Raw genomic sequence first — 12,693 nt, 5'->3', positions numbered from 1 at the left:
CCTTACGCTAGGGCACTTTGCCCCGATACGAGCGCTGCGCCCCGTTACGGCCTGCCACTGGCCTTGACTTCCCGTAACCGCGATATATCGTGTTACATCGAAGACGCGATATGTTGCGTCACGCCCGGCCAGGGAGGTCAGCACCATGGCAGAGTCCACGTGGGAAGTCGCTGAGCGGAAGAAGCTCACTTTCGACGACCCGGTGACGGCACTCAACGTGCGCATCGTCAACGGGACGGTGAATGTCGTCGGCACGGATGAAGCCGTGCTCAACGAGCAGGGCGGCGCCCGACTGGAGATCTCCCACGTCGAAGGCCCGCCGTTGATCGTCACCAAGAGCGGTTCCACGCTCACGGTCGCCTACGAGGACCTGCCCTGGAAGGGCTTCCTCAAGTGGCTCGACCGCAAGGGCCGGCACCGCAGCGCCGTCGTCTCCCTCGCCGTCCCGGCCGGGACGGCGGTCGAGGTCGGACTGGTCGGCGCCGGGGCCGTGATCTCCGGAATGCGGGGGCGTACGGACATCCGCGGGGTCACCGGCGACACGACCCTCGTGGGCCTCTCGGGCCCGGTCCGCGCCGACACCGTCTCCGGCAACCTGGAGGCCCAGGCCGTCACCGGCGACCTCCGCTTCCAGTCGGTCTCGGGTGATCTGACGTTCATCGAGGGCGCGGGGGCGTCCGTACGGGCCGACTCGGTCAGCGGCGACATGGTCATCGACCTCGCCCCGGCGGGAAAGCCCACGGAGCTCGAGCTGGCCACGGTCTCCGGCGAGGTCGCGATCCGGCTGCCGCACCCCACGGACGTGCGGGTCGAGGCGAACACGGCGAGCGGCACCGTCTCCAACGCGTTCGAGGATCTGCGGGTCAGCGGGCAGTGGGGCGCGAAGAAGATCACCGGCACGCTGGGGGCGGGCACGGGCACGCTCAGGGCGACAACGGTGTCGGGCTCGATCGCGCTGCTGAGAAGACCGCCGGCGGAGGACGAACCGCACGACACCGTTCCGGTAGCGGCCGACACGAAGGAGCTCTGACATGCCTCCGGTCTTCGCCCACGGGCGACTCCGGCTCTATCTGCTCAAGCTCCTCGACGAGGCCCCGCGCCACGGCTACGAGGTGATCCGGCTACTGGAGGAGCGCTTCCAGGGCCTGTACGCGCCCTCTGCGGGCACCGTCTATCCGCGGCTCGCCAAGCTGGAGGCCGAGGGCCTGGTCACGCACGCCACCGAGGGCGGCAGGAAGGTCTACTCGATCACCGACGCGGGACGCGCGGAGCTGGCCGGGCGCAGCGGTGAACTGGCCGATCTGGAGCTGGAGATCCGGGATTCGGTCTCCGAACTCGCCGCGGAGATCCGCGACGACGTACGGGGGGCTGCGGGCCAGCTGCGCAGCGAGATGCGGGCGGCGGCGTCCGCGACCCGTAAATCCTCCGCGAAGTCCTCCACGGCCCAGGGCGGTCCCGGGGACGGCGACCGGGACGCGGCCTTCGGGGACACGGTCTTCGGCGACGCGGAGTCGTGGCGCGCGGCGAAGGAAGAGCTGCGGCGCGCGAAGCAGGAGTGGAAGGAGCAGGCCCGCCGGGCGAAGGACGAGTCCCGCCGGGCCCGCGAGGACGCGCAGCGGGCCCGCGAGGCGATGCAGCGCATCGCGCAGCAGGTCCAGGACCAGGTGCAGGACCACTTCGTGCGGGGCGACTGGCCGACGGGGGTACGGGAAGGGCTCTCGGACCTGGTCGGCCAGCTGGGCGGGCTGGCCGGTACGGCACGTCCGTCGCGTACGAAGCCGGCGGACCCGGCTCCGGCTCCGGCTCCCGAGTCGGCCGCCGAACCCTCCCCCGAGCCCGGCCCCGAGCCCGGCTGGGCGAAGGACACGCCGGAGACGGACGATCCGGCGCGCACCCTGGACCGGCTGCTGGACCGCTTCCGCGACGACATCCGCGACGCGGCGAGGGACCACGGGGTGACGGAGGCGCAACTGGGCGAGGCACGCCGTCACCTGTCCACGGCGGCGGCCCACATCAGCGCGCTTCTGCGTACGCCGCGGGCCTGACGGTCGCAGTGGGGGGCGTGGGGTGGGGCGCGGGGTGGGGCGCGCGGGAGCACGCGCGGCCGGCCGAGGGCGGGGGCGCCGGCATCGCGCCGCCCGCGCCCCCGCGCGCCTCACTCCGGCTCGCCGAACATCGCGCGTGACACCGTCGCGTACGTCGCCCCGTGGTCCGCCAGCACCTCCGCCACCACACCAGGACACGCCGTCAGCGCCAGCAGAATGTGTTCGTCGCCGATATGCCGGTCACCGCGCCCCACCGCGATCCGCAGCGACTTCTCCAGCGCCCCCTTCGCCGCCGGCGTGAACCCCCGGCGCCCCGGCCACCACCGCTTCGGCTTCGCGCCGACCCGCATCGCCCCCTCCCCGTGCGCCTCCTCGACCTTCGAGACGATCTCCCCCAGGTCGATCCCGATCCCGGCCAGCGCCTCCGCCTCCGCCTGCGACAGGCCGCCCCGCCGCCGGGCCTCCGCGAGCGCGGTCTCCACCGACTCGCGCCGCCCGCCGATCCCGAGCGAGGCGAACGCGAAGGACGCGCGCGTGCCCTCCTGGTCCAGCAGCGCCAGCAGCATGTGTTCCTCGGTGACCGTGTCCGCACCCGTGCGCTCGGCGTGTCCGACAGCCCCGGTGACCACACCTCGGGCGCCCTCGGTGAAGCGTTCGAACATCACTGCCTCCCGTACTTCTTGTGCGCGGCCTGCCGGCTGACGCCCAACTCGTCCGCGATCTCCTGCCACGACCAGCCCTGATTGCGGGCGCTGCGCACCTGTACGGATTCGAGCTGTTCCAGCAGCCGCCGCAGTGCGGCGACGGCCCTCAGCCCGACCCGGGGGTCGCGGTCACCCGCCCGTTCGGCGAGATCCGTTGCTTCGGTCATGATGTCAACTTATGTTGACATCAAGCGTCTGTCAACCAAAGTTGACGGGTCTAGGGTGGACAGGTGATCGACTACCTCGCGGACGCACCCGTGCCCGGCACGCTCGACGTCGACTGGCACGCCGACGTACCCCTTCAGGTCCACGTCCACAGCGAGCACACGCTGATCCTGCGTCAGGGCAAGTCGGTGCACTTCGAGGCGCCGTTCCTCTTCCTGCTGTTCGGGAACGAGCGCGCGCTGCTCCTCGACACCGGAGCGACCGCCGACCCCGCCCGCTTCCCGCTGCGCGAGACCGTCGACGGGCTGGTGGCGGACTGGCTGCGGCGCCATCCGCGCCCGGAGGCGTACGGCCTGCTCGTCGCCCACACCCATGGGCACGGCGACCACATCGCGGCGGACGCGCAGTTCGCGGGCCGCCCGCACACCACGGTCGTCGGACCGGGCCTCGACGACGTCCTCGCCGCGTACGGACTGACCGGCTGGCCGGACGGGCTCGGTGAACTGGATCTGGGCGGCCGCGTCGTCGATCTCATCCCCGGGCCGGGCCACGAGAGGGCCGCCGTCGTCTTCCACGACCGGCACACCGGGCTGCTGCTGACCGGCGACTCCCTCTACCCCGGACGCCTCTACGTCCGCGACGCGCCCGCGTACACCCGGACCGTCGACCGGCTGCTCGACTTCTGCGCGTCCCGGACCGTCACCGATGTGCTGGGCTGCCATATCGAGATGACCACCACACCGGACGTGGACTATCCGCGCGGTACGGTCCACCAGCCGGACGAGCCCCCGCTCGCGCTCACGACCGCGCATCTGCGCACGCTGCGCCGGGCGCTGACGGAGACCGCGGGCCGGCCGGGCTCGTACCCGTACGGCGATTTCATCCTCGTGCACCAGTCCGAGGACTGACCGTCGCTCAGCTGGTCAGGACGATCTTCCCGAAGAGATCACCCGCGGCCATCTTCGCGAAGCCCTCCCGCGCCCGGTCCAGCGGCAGCACCTGGTCGATGACCGGCCGTACGCCTGTCGTCGCGCAGAACGAGAGCAGATCCTCCAGCTCGTCCTTGGACCCCATCGTCGAGCCGACGACCCTCAGCTCCAGGAAGAAGATCCGGGTCAGTTCGGCGTGCTCCGGCCGGTCGCCGCTCGTCGCGCCGGAGATCACCAGGGTGCCGCCGCGCCGGAGGCACTTGATGGAGTGGGACCAGGTCGCGGCGCCGACCGTCTCGATGACGGCGTCGACGCGCTGCGGCAGCCGGGCGCCCGGTTCGAAGGCGTCGAGCGCGCCCAGTTCGACGGCCCGCGCCCGCTTGGCCGCATCGCGGCTGGTGGCGTACACCCGCAGCCCCGCCGCGCTGCCGAGCACGATCGCGGCGGTGGCGACCCCGCCGCCCGCGCCCTGGACGAGGACCGAATCCCCGGGCCGTACACCGGCGTTGGTGAAGAGCATGCGGTACGCGGTCAGCCAGGCGGTCGGCAGACAAGCGGCCTGCTCGAAGGTCAGCTCGGCGGGCTTGGGCAGCACGTTCCAGGTCGGCACGGTCACCTGCTCGGCGAAGGTGCCCTGGTAGTGCTCGGTGAGGATCGAACCGGTCTCGCGCGGCCCGACCCCGTGGCCGGTCTGCCCGACGACGGAGTGGAGCACGACCTCGTTGCCGTCCTCGTCGACGCCGGCTCCGTCACAGCCGAGGATCATCGGCAGCTTGTCCTCGCTCAGCCCCACCCCGCGCAGCGACCACAGATCGTGGTGGTTGAGGGAGGCGGCCTTCACCGTGACGGTGGTCCAGCCGGGGCGCGCCTCGGGCGCGGGGCGTTCGCCCAGCTCAAGGCCGTTGAGGGGGTGGTCGCGGTCGATGCGTGCTGCGTAGGCGGCGAACATGACCTTGACCCTAGGGCTGGAGCCGGACGGCAAGGAACCGTACGGGCGTGTGACACGCGTCCTGGGCGCCGGGAAAGCACGGGCCGGACGCCGGGAAAGCGCACGTCCCGGACGCCGGGAAAGCGCTACGGGCCGCGTCGTACCTCCCCAGGAGGCCACGACGCGGCCCGTACGAGCCGTACAGGCGCCAGAGGCGGTCAGCGGCGCGCGACGCCCTCCGCGCGGGCCGCCGCGGCCACCGCCGCCGTCACGGCCGGCGCGACCCGCTCGTCGAACGGCGACGGAATGACGTAGTCCGCGGCGAGTTCGTCGCCGACGACATCCGCCAGCGCGTTCGCCGCGGCGATCTTCATGCCTTCGGTGATACGGGAGGCCCGCACCTGGAGCGCCCCCGCGAAGATCCCGGGGAAGGCCAGCACATTGTTGATCTGGTTCGGGTAGTCGCTGCGCCCGGTCGCCACGACCGCCGCGTACCGGTGCGCGATGTCCGGGTGGACCTCGGGGTTCGGGTTGGCCATCGCGAAGACGAACGCGCCGGGCGCCATCGAGGCGATGGCGGGCTCCGGGACCGTACCTCCGGACACGCCGATGAAGACGTCCGCGCCGGACAGCGCGGCTTCCAGCGAGCCGGAGAGCCCGGCCCGGTTGGTGATCCCGGCCAGCTCGCGCTTGACGTCGGTCAGGTCGTCGCGGTCGGCGCTGACAACGCCCTTGCGGTCGGCCACCGTCACATCGCCGATGCCCGCCGCCAGCAGGAACTTGGCGATGGCGACACCGGCCGCGCCCGCGCCCGAGATGACGGCGCGCAGATCACCGAGGGTGCGCCCGGTCAGCTTCGCCGCGTTCCGCAGGGCCGCGAGCGTGACGACGGCCGTGCCGTGCTGGTCGTCGTGGAAGACGGGGATGTCCAGCCGCTCCTGGAGCTTGCGCTCGATCTCGAAGCAGCGCGGCGCCGCGATGTCTTCCAGGTTGATCCCGCCGAACGAGGGAGCGAGCCGCACGACCGTCTCGATGATCTCGTCCGTGTCGGTGGTGGCGAGCGCGAGCGGCACCGCGTCGACGCCGCCGAACTGCTTGAACAGGATCGCCTTGCCCTCCATCACGGGGAGCGAGGCCTCCGGGCCGATGTCGCCGAGCCCGAGCACCGCCGTACCGTCCGTCACGACGGCGACGACCTGCGACTTCCAGGTGTAGTCGTGCACCAGCTCGGGGTGCTCGGCAATCGCGCTGCACACCTTCGCCACACCGGGCGTGTACGCGAGGGACAGGTCGTCCTTGTCGCGCACCGGCACCGTGGCCTGGATGGCCATCTTGCCGCCGCGGTGCAGCGCGAAGGCCGGATCGAAGGGCTCCTCGGTGGCGTTCCGCGTACTGTCGGCGCCGGGAGAAGCGGTGTCATCAGCGCTGCCAGTAGCGCTGTCGCTGCGAGGATTGACGATCTCCGCTGCCATGTAGGTGACCCCTTAAAGTCTTCATCAGTTGAGGGTGGCCACTCCTGGTTGAGGAGGGGTGGGTGGGCACCGCGTCCGCGCCCCGCGTCGACGGTTGGCCCGCCCGGCAGGGGGATATGCGCACGCGCGGGCGCGCCGCACACGCGCCCTGAGCCCCGGATGAGGGGTGTAATCGTCCTTCTTACCCGACGGTCGCATCGTCCACGAGTCCACATCCCCGCGGTGACATGACTCATAGCCGAACATTCGGACACTTCCGTCACACGGTATGAATCGCGTTCGAGGGACGAAAGGGGCCGGAGATTATCCGGCCGGAAGAAGGCGTTCCAACAGATGGTCCGGTTCTGATGTACCGCCATATTGGGGTGCGGGGGTCTCCCGTTACCCGATTTTGACATGCCTGGTCCCCTGAATGGGCCAGTCCAAATGGCAGGATGCCCTAATCACACACGGTCGCGACACTCGAAGAAGCGTGCCCGACCACCTGGCAGCTCCCTCACCCGTCGGAGGACCCTGATCATGACCGCAAGCACCACCCGTCGTACGACCGCCGCGAAGTCCCGGATCGCCGCGGTTGGCGCGATCGCGGTCGCGGGCGCCATGCTGCTGACCGCCTGTGGCGACCAGACGGACAGTGGCTCGAAGAAGGTCGAATCCTCCGACTCGGCCAAGGCGCCCCTCTTCGACCAGCTGCCCAAGGCGGTCCAGGACAAGGGCGTCATCAAGGTCGGCTCCGACATCGCGTACCCGCCGGTCGAGTTCAAGGACAAGGCCGGCAAGACCGTGGGCATCGACCCGGACCTCGCCGACGCGCTCGGCAAGCAGCTCGGGGTGAAGTTCGAGTTCGAGAACGGCACCTTCGACACGCTGCTCACGGGTCTGCGTTCGAAGCGGTACGACATCGCCATGTCGGCCATGACGGACACCAAGGACCGCCAGGACGGCGTGGACGGCGAGACCGGCAAGAAGGTCGGCCAGGGCGTCGACTTCGTCGACTACTTCACCGCCGGTGTCTCGATCTACACCAAGAAGGGCGCCGACAAGGGCATCGCGAGCTGGTCGGACCTGTGCGGCAAGAAGATGGTCGTCCAGCGCGGCACCGTCTCGCACGACCTGGCGAAGGCCGAGAGCGAGAAGTGCACCGCGGCCGGCAAGGGCAAGATCGCGCTGGAGGCCTTCGACAACGACCTGGAGGCCCAGACCCGGCTGCGCGGCGGCGGCGCCGACGCCGGCTCCAGTGACTTCCCGGTCGCCGCGTACGCGGTGAAGACCTCGGGCGGCGGCAATGACTTCCAGCTGGTCGGCGAGCAGGTCGAGGCCGCTCCGTACGGCATCGCCGTGGCCAAGGGCAACGAACTGACCAAGGCGCTCCAGTCCGCCCTGGACGCGATCATCAAGAACGGCGAGTACGGCAAGATCATCGCCAAGTGGGGTGTCGAAGCCGGCGCGGTCACGGAAGCCAAGCTCAACGGCGGCTCCTGATCCGCTCCCGGCTCTGAAAGGCAGCATCCGTGACTGTTGAGATCAACAAGTCGGACGGGCCCGAGGACGCACCCCGGGACGAGCCGAGCATCCCACCGGAGTCCATCAAGGCCATTCCGGTGCGGCACTACGGGCGGTACGTGTCCGCGGTCGTGGCCATCGGGGTGCTGGTCGCGCTCGTCTACGCCTTCGCGCAGGGCGATGTGAACTGGGCCGCCATCCCGGACTACTTCTTCGACGGCCAGATACTCACGGGCGTCAAGAACACGGTGATCATCACGGTCCTCGCGATGATCCTCGGCGTGGTGCTCGGCATCGTGCTGGCGGTGATGCGGCTCTCGAAGAACCCGGTGACCTCCGCCATCGCGTGGTTCTACATCTGGTTCTTCCGCGGCACACCCGTCTATGTGCAGCTGCTCGTCTGGTTCAACCTGGGCATCGTCTTCGAGTACATCAACCTCGGGCCGATCTACAAGGACGAGTGGTCGTCCTTCATGACCCCGTTCCTGTGCGCGCTGCTGGGCCTCGGCCTCAATGAGGCCGCGTACATGGCGGAGATCTGCCGGGCCGGCCTCCAGTCGGTCGACGAGGGCCAGACCGAGGCGGCGCACGCGCTGGGCATGAGCCATGCCAAGACGCTGCGCCGGATCGTCGTACCGCAGGCCATGCGGGTGATCGTGCCGCCCACGGGCAACGAGGTCATCAACATGCTCAAGACCTCGTCGCTGGCGGTGGCCGTGCAGTACACCGAGCTGCTGCGGGCCACGCAGAATGTGGCGCAGACGTCGGGCGCCGCGGTGGAGATGCTCTTCCTGGCGGCGGTCTGGTACATCATCCTGACGTCGGTGCTCAGCCTCGGCCAGTACTACCTGGAGCGTCACTACGCGCGCGGGTCGAGCCGCAGCCTGCCGCCGACGCCGTTCCAGCGCATCAGAGTCAATGTGCTGTCCCTCGGCCGGCCCAAGGGAGGCATGGCATGACCCAGATGGTGAAGGCCGAGGGCGTCCACAAGTCCTTCGACGCCGCCCACATCCTCAAGGGCATCGACCTGGAGGTCGCGCCGCGTGAGGTGTTCTGTCTGATCGGCCCGTCCGGCTCGGGCAAGTCGACCTTCCTGCGGTGCATCAACCACCTGGAGAAGGTCAACGCCGGCCGGCTGTCGGTCGACGGCGAGCTGGTCGGCTACCGCCAGAAGGGCGACAAGCTGTACGAGCTCAAGGACAGCGAGGTCGCCAGGAAGCGCCGGGACATCGGCATGGTCTTCCAGCGCTTCAATCTCTTCCCGCACCTGACGGCGATCGAGAACATCATGGAGGCGCCGGTCCAGGTCCGGGGCGAGGCGAAGGCCGTGGCCCGTGCCCGCGCCGAACGGCTGCTGGACCGGGTCGGCCTGGCCGACAAGGCGGCCAACTATCCGTCACAGCTCTCCGGCGGCCAGCAGCAGCGGGTGGCCATCGCGCGTGCGCTGGCCATGGAGCCGAAGCTGATGCTCTTCGACGAGCCGACGTCGGCGCTCGACCCGGAGCTGGTGGGTGATGTCCTCGACGTCATGCGCGACCTGGCACAGGACGGCATGACGATGATCGTGGTCACGCACGAGATGGGCTTCGCGCGTGAGGTGGGCGACGCGCTGGTCTTCATGGACGACGGTGTGGTGGTCGAGTCCGGCCACCCGCGTGACGTACTGACGAACCCGCAGCACGACCGGACGAAGTCGTTCCTGTCGAAGGTGCTGTAGGGGTGCTGTGAGAGCGTTCAGGGGCGGTACGGACGGGTCCGTGCCGCCCCTGACGTATGCGCGGTGCTCGCTTCAGCGCTCGCTTGACTGCTTATTACTTCAACGCGAGGACGACGGAGTCGGAGGGCGAGGACCAGACCGCTCGCGCCTCGCCGAAGCCGGCCTCGCGCAGCGTCCGCGCGTGCCAGTCCACGGACGGCGTGTCGCCGTCGGCGTGTTCGCCATAGATCGCGAAGCGCTCGGCGGTCGGCCCGGCGAGGACCGGATCCTTGCCCGCCAGATCCCACCAGTCCGCCCAGTCGAGAGCGCCGGCGGCCTTGGCACGGTCCATGGCGGCGTGCCGGTGGGCGCGCTCGGCCGCGTTGATGCGTGGGGTGCTCCCGTCCTTCATGTGGTCGGCGTTCATGAAGACGCCCCCGTCCCTGACCAGCCCGGCGAGCTGTCCGTACAGCGCGGTCAGCGGCTCGCTGTGCAGCCAGTGCAGGGCGGTGGCGGTGAGCACGGCGTCGTACGAGGTGTACGGCAGCCGCTCCACCCAGCCCGGGTCCTTCAGGTCGGCGGTCACGAAGCTCACGCGCTCGTCCCCGGCGAAATACCCGCGGGCGATGGCGAGAAGGGCCGGATCGAGGTCCACGCCGGTGCTGGTGGCGCCGGGAAACCGGCGGAACAGCCGGTCCGTGATACTCCCCGTACCGCACGCGAGGTCCAGCACCCGCGGCTCGGGGCCGGCCACGGCCTCGACCATCTCCAGCATCACCCGGAAGCGCTCCTCGCGGTCCGGCATGTACCACTCCTGCTGGCGGTCCCAGCTCTCCTGCCAGGCCCGCCAGTCGGTGCCGGCCGCCGTACCGGTCCCGGTCTCCGACATGGAAACCCTCCTCCGTAATACCCTAGAAGCACGATCAGCTATTACGTCGACTCTAGACCGCTGCCGTAAGGACTACAAGTGGAATTGGCCTCTTACTCGGACTCTGCCGTACGCCTGGTCAACACCGAGGAACCGGCCCGCGGCACGGACACCCTGACCTCGGTCGAGGCCGTCCGTGCCCTCTTCGGCGCAAGCTCCCAGGCGGCACGCCGCGCCACCGACGCGGATGTCACCCGCTTCCGGTCGGTACGGGCCAGGCTGCGCGCGGTCTTCACCGCCGCCGACTCGGGCGAGGCCACCCAGGCGGTGGACCTGCTCAACTCCCTGCTGCTGGAGTTCCCGGTCAGCCCGCAGATCTCCGGCCATGACTTCCTCGACGACGAAGGCCATCCGCGCTGGCACCTGCACCTCGCGGACCACCCCTCCAACGCGACGGCGGGATACGCCGCGACCGCCGCGATGGGCCTCGCGTTCCATCTGACGGAGCACGGCGTCGACCGGCTCGGCCTGTGCCAGGCGGCGCCGTGCCGTAACGCCTACCTCGACACCTCCACCAACCGCTCGCGCCGCTACTGCTCGGACCGCTGCGCGACCCGCGCCAATGTCGCCGCCTACCGGGCCCGCAAACGCCTGGAGACCGAGCGCTCGGCCCGCACCGGACGCAGCGCCGACACCAGCCACGAGACCACCGCGCGCGCCGACCGCTGATCGCCGAGCGGCCGGTACCGGGCCCTGACCCGCCCCAGCAGCAGTTCCTCGGGCACGGCGCCGAACACCCGGCTGTCCCCCTCGGCCCCCGGATTGTCCCCGAGCACCCACCACCCCCCGTCGCGCCGCTCCACCAGCCGCTTCACGATGAGCAGGTCCTGCTGCAACGGATGCTTCAGCACCGCCACATCGCCCGCCTTCACCGGAGCCCGGTACTGCACCAGCAGCTGATCGCCATGTTTGAGCGTCGGATACATGGACGGACCCCTCACTTCAGCGATCCCCAACCGCGCTCCGGGCTCCCGCCCGTGCTCCGTCATCCGGCACCTCCCGGTCTCACGGTACGTTCCGCCACCAGTCCCATATTCACCCCGGACTTTTGTCCTAAGCCCCAGGCCCTGTCCGGCGGACCTCGCGGGCCCGCGACGCCTGGTACCGCACCTCGCCGCGTTGTCGGAGTCACCCCAGTACATCCAGTACATGGGCGATCCTCCGCCTTGCGATGCACGGCACCAGACGCCGCGGGCCGATCCGCGAAATCCGCCGGACAGGACCTAGGGGGCACTCGCGAAAACAGGCTTCTCACGGAGTAATGTCCCACCTGAGAAGACGATCACGAGGAAGGACAGCTCCATGCTTTCCCGCCTGTTTGCCCCCAAGGTGAAGGTCAGCGCTCACTGCGACCTCCCCTGCGGTGTCTACGACCCCGCTCAGGCCCGCATCGAGGCCGAGTCGGTCAAGGCCGTCCAGGAGAAGATGCAGGGCAACGACGACGCCCACTTCCAGGCGCGCGCGACAGTCATCAAGGAGCAGCGCGCCGAGCTCGCCAAGCACCATGTCTCAGTGCTGTGGAGCGACTACTTCAAGCCGCCGCACTTCGAGAAGTACCCCGAGCTGCACCAGCTGGTCAACGACACCCTGAAGGCGCTGTCGACCGCGAAGGGCTCGAAGGACCCGGCGACGGGCCAGAAGGCTCTGGACTACATCGCCCAGATCGACAAGATCTTCTGGGAGACCAAGAAGGCCTGACCTGCGGTCACATTCCCCGCAGCGCCCACCCGCCCGCACCCGGCCCGCAGACCTCCCCACCCGGAGCCCCTGCCGGACCGGGTGCGGTCGTCTTTGCCGGGCCACAGGTGTGCTTGGGTCCGCAGCGTGATGACGGCGGCCACGCGTCCGAAGACGAGCTGGACCTGCTTGCCGCTCACTCCGCCGGCGATCAGGGCAGAGGCGCAGAAGTGGCGCAGATCGTGCGTCACCATGTGCGACAGCTCGACGTCCTCACGCCCCTCGCGCTCGGCGGCCCCGTTCTCGGCCGCCTGGAGCACCTTGCGGACCCCGTTCCACTCGGTCTTCCACCGCCGGTAGTTGAGCGGCTCCCCCTCCTCCATGGTGAACAGCCACTGCTTCGACGGTCGGGCGGCGAGATGCCCGAGGAGTGCGTCGGTCGCGACCTCGCCAACGGTACGGTCCGACGTGACCTGGCGGTCTTCGGCGGCCCGATCTTCCCTGACGGCAGACGCGACACGCTCGCCCTGGCGACATGTGGTTTCTCGTCGCTCATGTTCGCCGAAGAGGAGAGGGCTACGATTCTCGATGGCCCGCCCGATCGACCGAACGGCGCGCCTTGGCCGCACCGTACGGGAGGAACGCC

At 69.8% G+C, this 12,693-nt stretch carries 15 protein-coding genes; 8 read left to right on the top strand and 7 right to left on the bottom strand.

Translation table 11 applies throughout. The features are described 5' to 3' along the window. Positions 1 to 145: 145 nt before the first annotated feature. Together ACFVWW_RS14125 and ACFVWW_RS14120 are read left to right on the top strand one after the other, a co-directional pair. Positions 146 to 1,030, top strand: a complete 885-nt coding sequence (locus ACFVWW_RS14125) for a DUF4097 domain-containing protein (protein WP_384184188.1) — start codon at positions 146 to 148, stop codon at positions 1,028 to 1,030. A gap of 1 nt (position 1,031) precedes the next feature. Next, positions 1,032 to 2,045, top strand: a complete 1,014-nt coding sequence (locus ACFVWW_RS14120) for a helix-turn-helix transcriptional regulator (protein ID WP_386878346.1) — start codon at positions 1,032 to 1,034, stop codon at positions 2,043 to 2,045. A 110-nt stretch (positions 2,046 to 2,155) separates the two neighbouring features. Here the strand turns inward: ACFVWW_RS14120 and ACFVWW_RS14115 are convergent, their stop codons facing one another. Further along, positions 2,156 to 2,707 carry a Clp protease N-terminal domain-containing protein gene (locus tag ACFVWW_RS14115; RefSeq protein WP_384184183.1) on the bottom strand — a complete coding sequence of 184 codons (552 nt, stop codon included), beginning with the start codon at positions 2,705 to 2,707 and terminating at the stop codon, positions 2,156 to 2,158. Then, positions 2,707 to 2,916 carry a helix-turn-helix domain-containing protein gene (locus tag ACFVWW_RS14110; protein WP_384184180.1) on the bottom strand — a complete coding sequence of 70 codons (210 nt, stop codon included), beginning with the start codon at positions 2,914 to 2,916 and terminating at the stop codon, positions 2,707 to 2,709. The genes ACFVWW_RS14115 and ACFVWW_RS14110 overlap by 1 nt, the downstream gene beginning before the upstream one ends. Positions 2,917 to 2,979: 63 nt before the next feature. Here ACFVWW_RS14110 and ACFVWW_RS14105 point away from each other — a divergent pair, with 63 nt between their 5' ends. Beyond that, the gene (locus tag ACFVWW_RS14105) at positions 2,980 to 3,822 is read left to right on the top strand and encodes an MBL fold metallo-hydrolase (protein WP_384184177.1); all 843 of its coding nucleotides are present in this window, start codon (positions 2,980 to 2,982) and stop codon (positions 3,820 to 3,822) included. Positions 3,823 to 3,829: 7 nt separating this feature from the next. On the opposite strand, the gene ACFVWW_RS14100 is transcribed toward ACFVWW_RS14105, so the two are convergent. Together ACFVWW_RS14100 and ACFVWW_RS14095 are read right to left on the bottom strand one after the other, a co-directional pair. After that, on the bottom strand, positions 3,830 to 4,792 hold the full coding sequence (locus ACFVWW_RS14100) for a zinc-binding dehydrogenase (RefSeq protein WP_386878347.1): 963 nt from the start codon (positions 4,790 to 4,792) through the stop codon (positions 3,830 to 3,832). A 197-nt stretch (positions 4,793 to 4,989) separates the two neighbouring features. Continuing rightward, complete coding sequence (locus ACFVWW_RS14095) at positions 4,990 to 6,243, bottom strand: NADP-dependent malic enzyme (RefSeq protein ID WP_384184172.1); 1,254 nt, start codon at positions 6,241 to 6,243, stop codon at positions 4,990 to 4,992. A gap of 519 nt (positions 6,244 to 6,762) precedes the next feature. Here ACFVWW_RS14095 and ACFVWW_RS14090 point away from each other — a divergent pair. From ACFVWW_RS14090 to ACFVWW_RS14080, 3 genes are read left to right on the top strand one after another with little or no spacing between them, the layout of a single operon-like run. Next, a complete protein-coding gene (locus tag ACFVWW_RS14090; protein ID WP_386878348.1) occupies positions 6,763 to 7,725 on the top strand; it encodes an ABC transporter substrate-binding protein in 963 nt (320 codons plus the stop codon). Positions 7,726 to 7,754: 29 nt separating this feature from the next. Beyond that, the gene (locus tag ACFVWW_RS14085; protein WP_386878349.1) at positions 7,755 to 8,705 is read left to right on the top strand and encodes an amino acid ABC transporter permease; all 951 of its coding nucleotides are present in this window, start codon (positions 7,755 to 7,757) and stop codon (positions 8,703 to 8,705) included. A 5-nt stretch (positions 8,706 to 8,710) separates the two neighbouring features. Next, positions 8,711 to 9,463: an amino acid ABC transporter ATP-binding protein gene (locus ACFVWW_RS14080; protein WP_386878491.1), complete on the top strand. Its 753-nt coding sequence runs from the start codon at positions 8,711 to 8,713 to the stop codon at positions 9,461 to 9,463. A 94-nt stretch (positions 9,464 to 9,557) separates the two neighbouring features. Here the strand turns inward: ACFVWW_RS14080 and ACFVWW_RS14075 are convergent, their stop codons facing one another. Then, complete coding sequence (locus ACFVWW_RS14075; RefSeq protein ID WP_386878350.1) at positions 9,558 to 10,331, bottom strand: class I SAM-dependent methyltransferase; 774 nt, start codon at positions 10,329 to 10,331, stop codon at positions 9,558 to 9,560. Positions 10,332 to 10,409: 78 nt separating this feature from the next. On the opposite strand from ACFVWW_RS14075, the gene ACFVWW_RS14070 reads away from it, so the two are divergent. Continuing rightward, entirely contained in the window at positions 10,410 to 11,039 is a 630-nt protein-coding gene (locus ACFVWW_RS14070) for a CGNR zinc finger domain-containing protein (protein WP_384184160.1), read from the top strand. Here ACFVWW_RS14070 and sodX read toward each other — a convergent pair. Further along, positions 10,943 to 11,359: a nickel-type superoxide dismutase maturation protease gene (sodX, locus tag ACFVWW_RS14065; protein WP_384184157.1), complete on the bottom strand. Its 417-nt coding sequence runs from the start codon at positions 11,357 to 11,359 to the stop codon at positions 10,943 to 10,945. The two genes, ACFVWW_RS14070 and sodX, sit on opposite strands and share 97 nt — an antisense overlap. 313 nt (positions 11,360 to 11,672) lie before the next feature. Here sodX and sodN point away from each other — a divergent pair, with 313 nt between their 5' ends. Then, on the top strand, positions 11,673 to 12,068 hold the full coding sequence (sodN, locus tag ACFVWW_RS14060) for a superoxide dismutase, Ni (RefSeq protein WP_030352782.1): 396 nt from the start codon (positions 11,673 to 11,675) through the stop codon (positions 12,066 to 12,068). Here sodN and ACFVWW_RS14055 read toward each other — a convergent pair. Further along, the gene (locus tag ACFVWW_RS14055) at positions 12,020 to 12,676 is read right to left on the bottom strand and encodes a tyrosine-type recombinase/integrase (RefSeq protein WP_389679617.1); all 657 of its coding nucleotides are present in this window, start codon (positions 12,674 to 12,676) and stop codon (positions 12,020 to 12,022) included. The genes sodN and ACFVWW_RS14055 overlap by 49 nt on opposite strands. Positions 12,677 to 12,693 lie beyond the last annotated feature (17 nt).

Source organism: Streptomyces sp. NPDC058198 (assembly GCF_042882605.1).
In the GTDB taxonomy this organism is placed as follows: Bacteria; Actinomycetota; Actinomycetes; order Streptomycetales; family Streptomycetaceae; genus Streptomyces.
This window is presented reverse-complemented; position numbering and strand designations above follow the sequence as displayed.

Bases quoted from the DNA above. Each gene is read 5' to 3' on its own strand.
- ACFVWW_RS14125 (WP_384184188.1), top strand. From the start codon at position 146: ATGGCAGAGTCCACGTGGGAAGTCGCTGAGCGGAAGAAGCTCACTTTC.
- ACFVWW_RS14120 (WP_386878346.1), top strand. From the start codon at position 1,032: ATGCCTCCGGTCTTCGCCCACGGGCGACTCCGGCTCTATCTGCTCAAG.
- ACFVWW_RS14115 (WP_384184183.1), bottom strand. From the start codon at position 2,707: ATGTTCGAACGCTTCACCGAGGGCGCCCGAGGTGTGGTCACCGGGGCT.
- ACFVWW_RS14110 (WP_384184180.1), bottom strand. From the start codon at position 2,916: ATGACCGAAGCAACGGATCTCGCCGAACGGGCGGGTGACCGCGACCCC.
- ACFVWW_RS14100 (WP_386878347.1), bottom strand. From the start codon at position 4,792: ATGTTCGCCGCCTACGCAGCACGCATCGACCGCGACCACCCCCTCAAC.
- ACFVWW_RS14095 (WP_384184172.1), bottom strand. From the start codon at position 6,243: ATGGCAGCGGAGATCGTCAATCCTCGCAGCGACAGCGCTACTGGCAGC.
- ACFVWW_RS14090 (WP_386878348.1), top strand. From the start codon at position 6,763: ATGACCGCAAGCACCACCCGTCGTACGACCGCCGCGAAGTCCCGGATC.
- ACFVWW_RS14080 (WP_386878491.1), top strand. From the start codon at position 8,711: ATGGTGAAGGCCGAGGGCGTCCACAAGTCCTTCGACGCCGCCCACATC.
- ACFVWW_RS14075 (WP_386878350.1), bottom strand. From the start codon at position 10,331: ATGTCGGAGACCGGGACCGGTACGGCGGCCGGCACCGACTGGCGGGCC.
- sodX (WP_384184157.1), bottom strand. From the start codon at position 11,359: ATGACGGAGCACGGGCGGGAGCCCGGAGCGCGGTTGGGGATCGCTGAA.
- sodN (WP_030352782.1), top strand. From the start codon at position 11,673: ATGCTTTCCCGCCTGTTTGCCCCCAAGGTGAAGGTCAGCGCTCACTGC.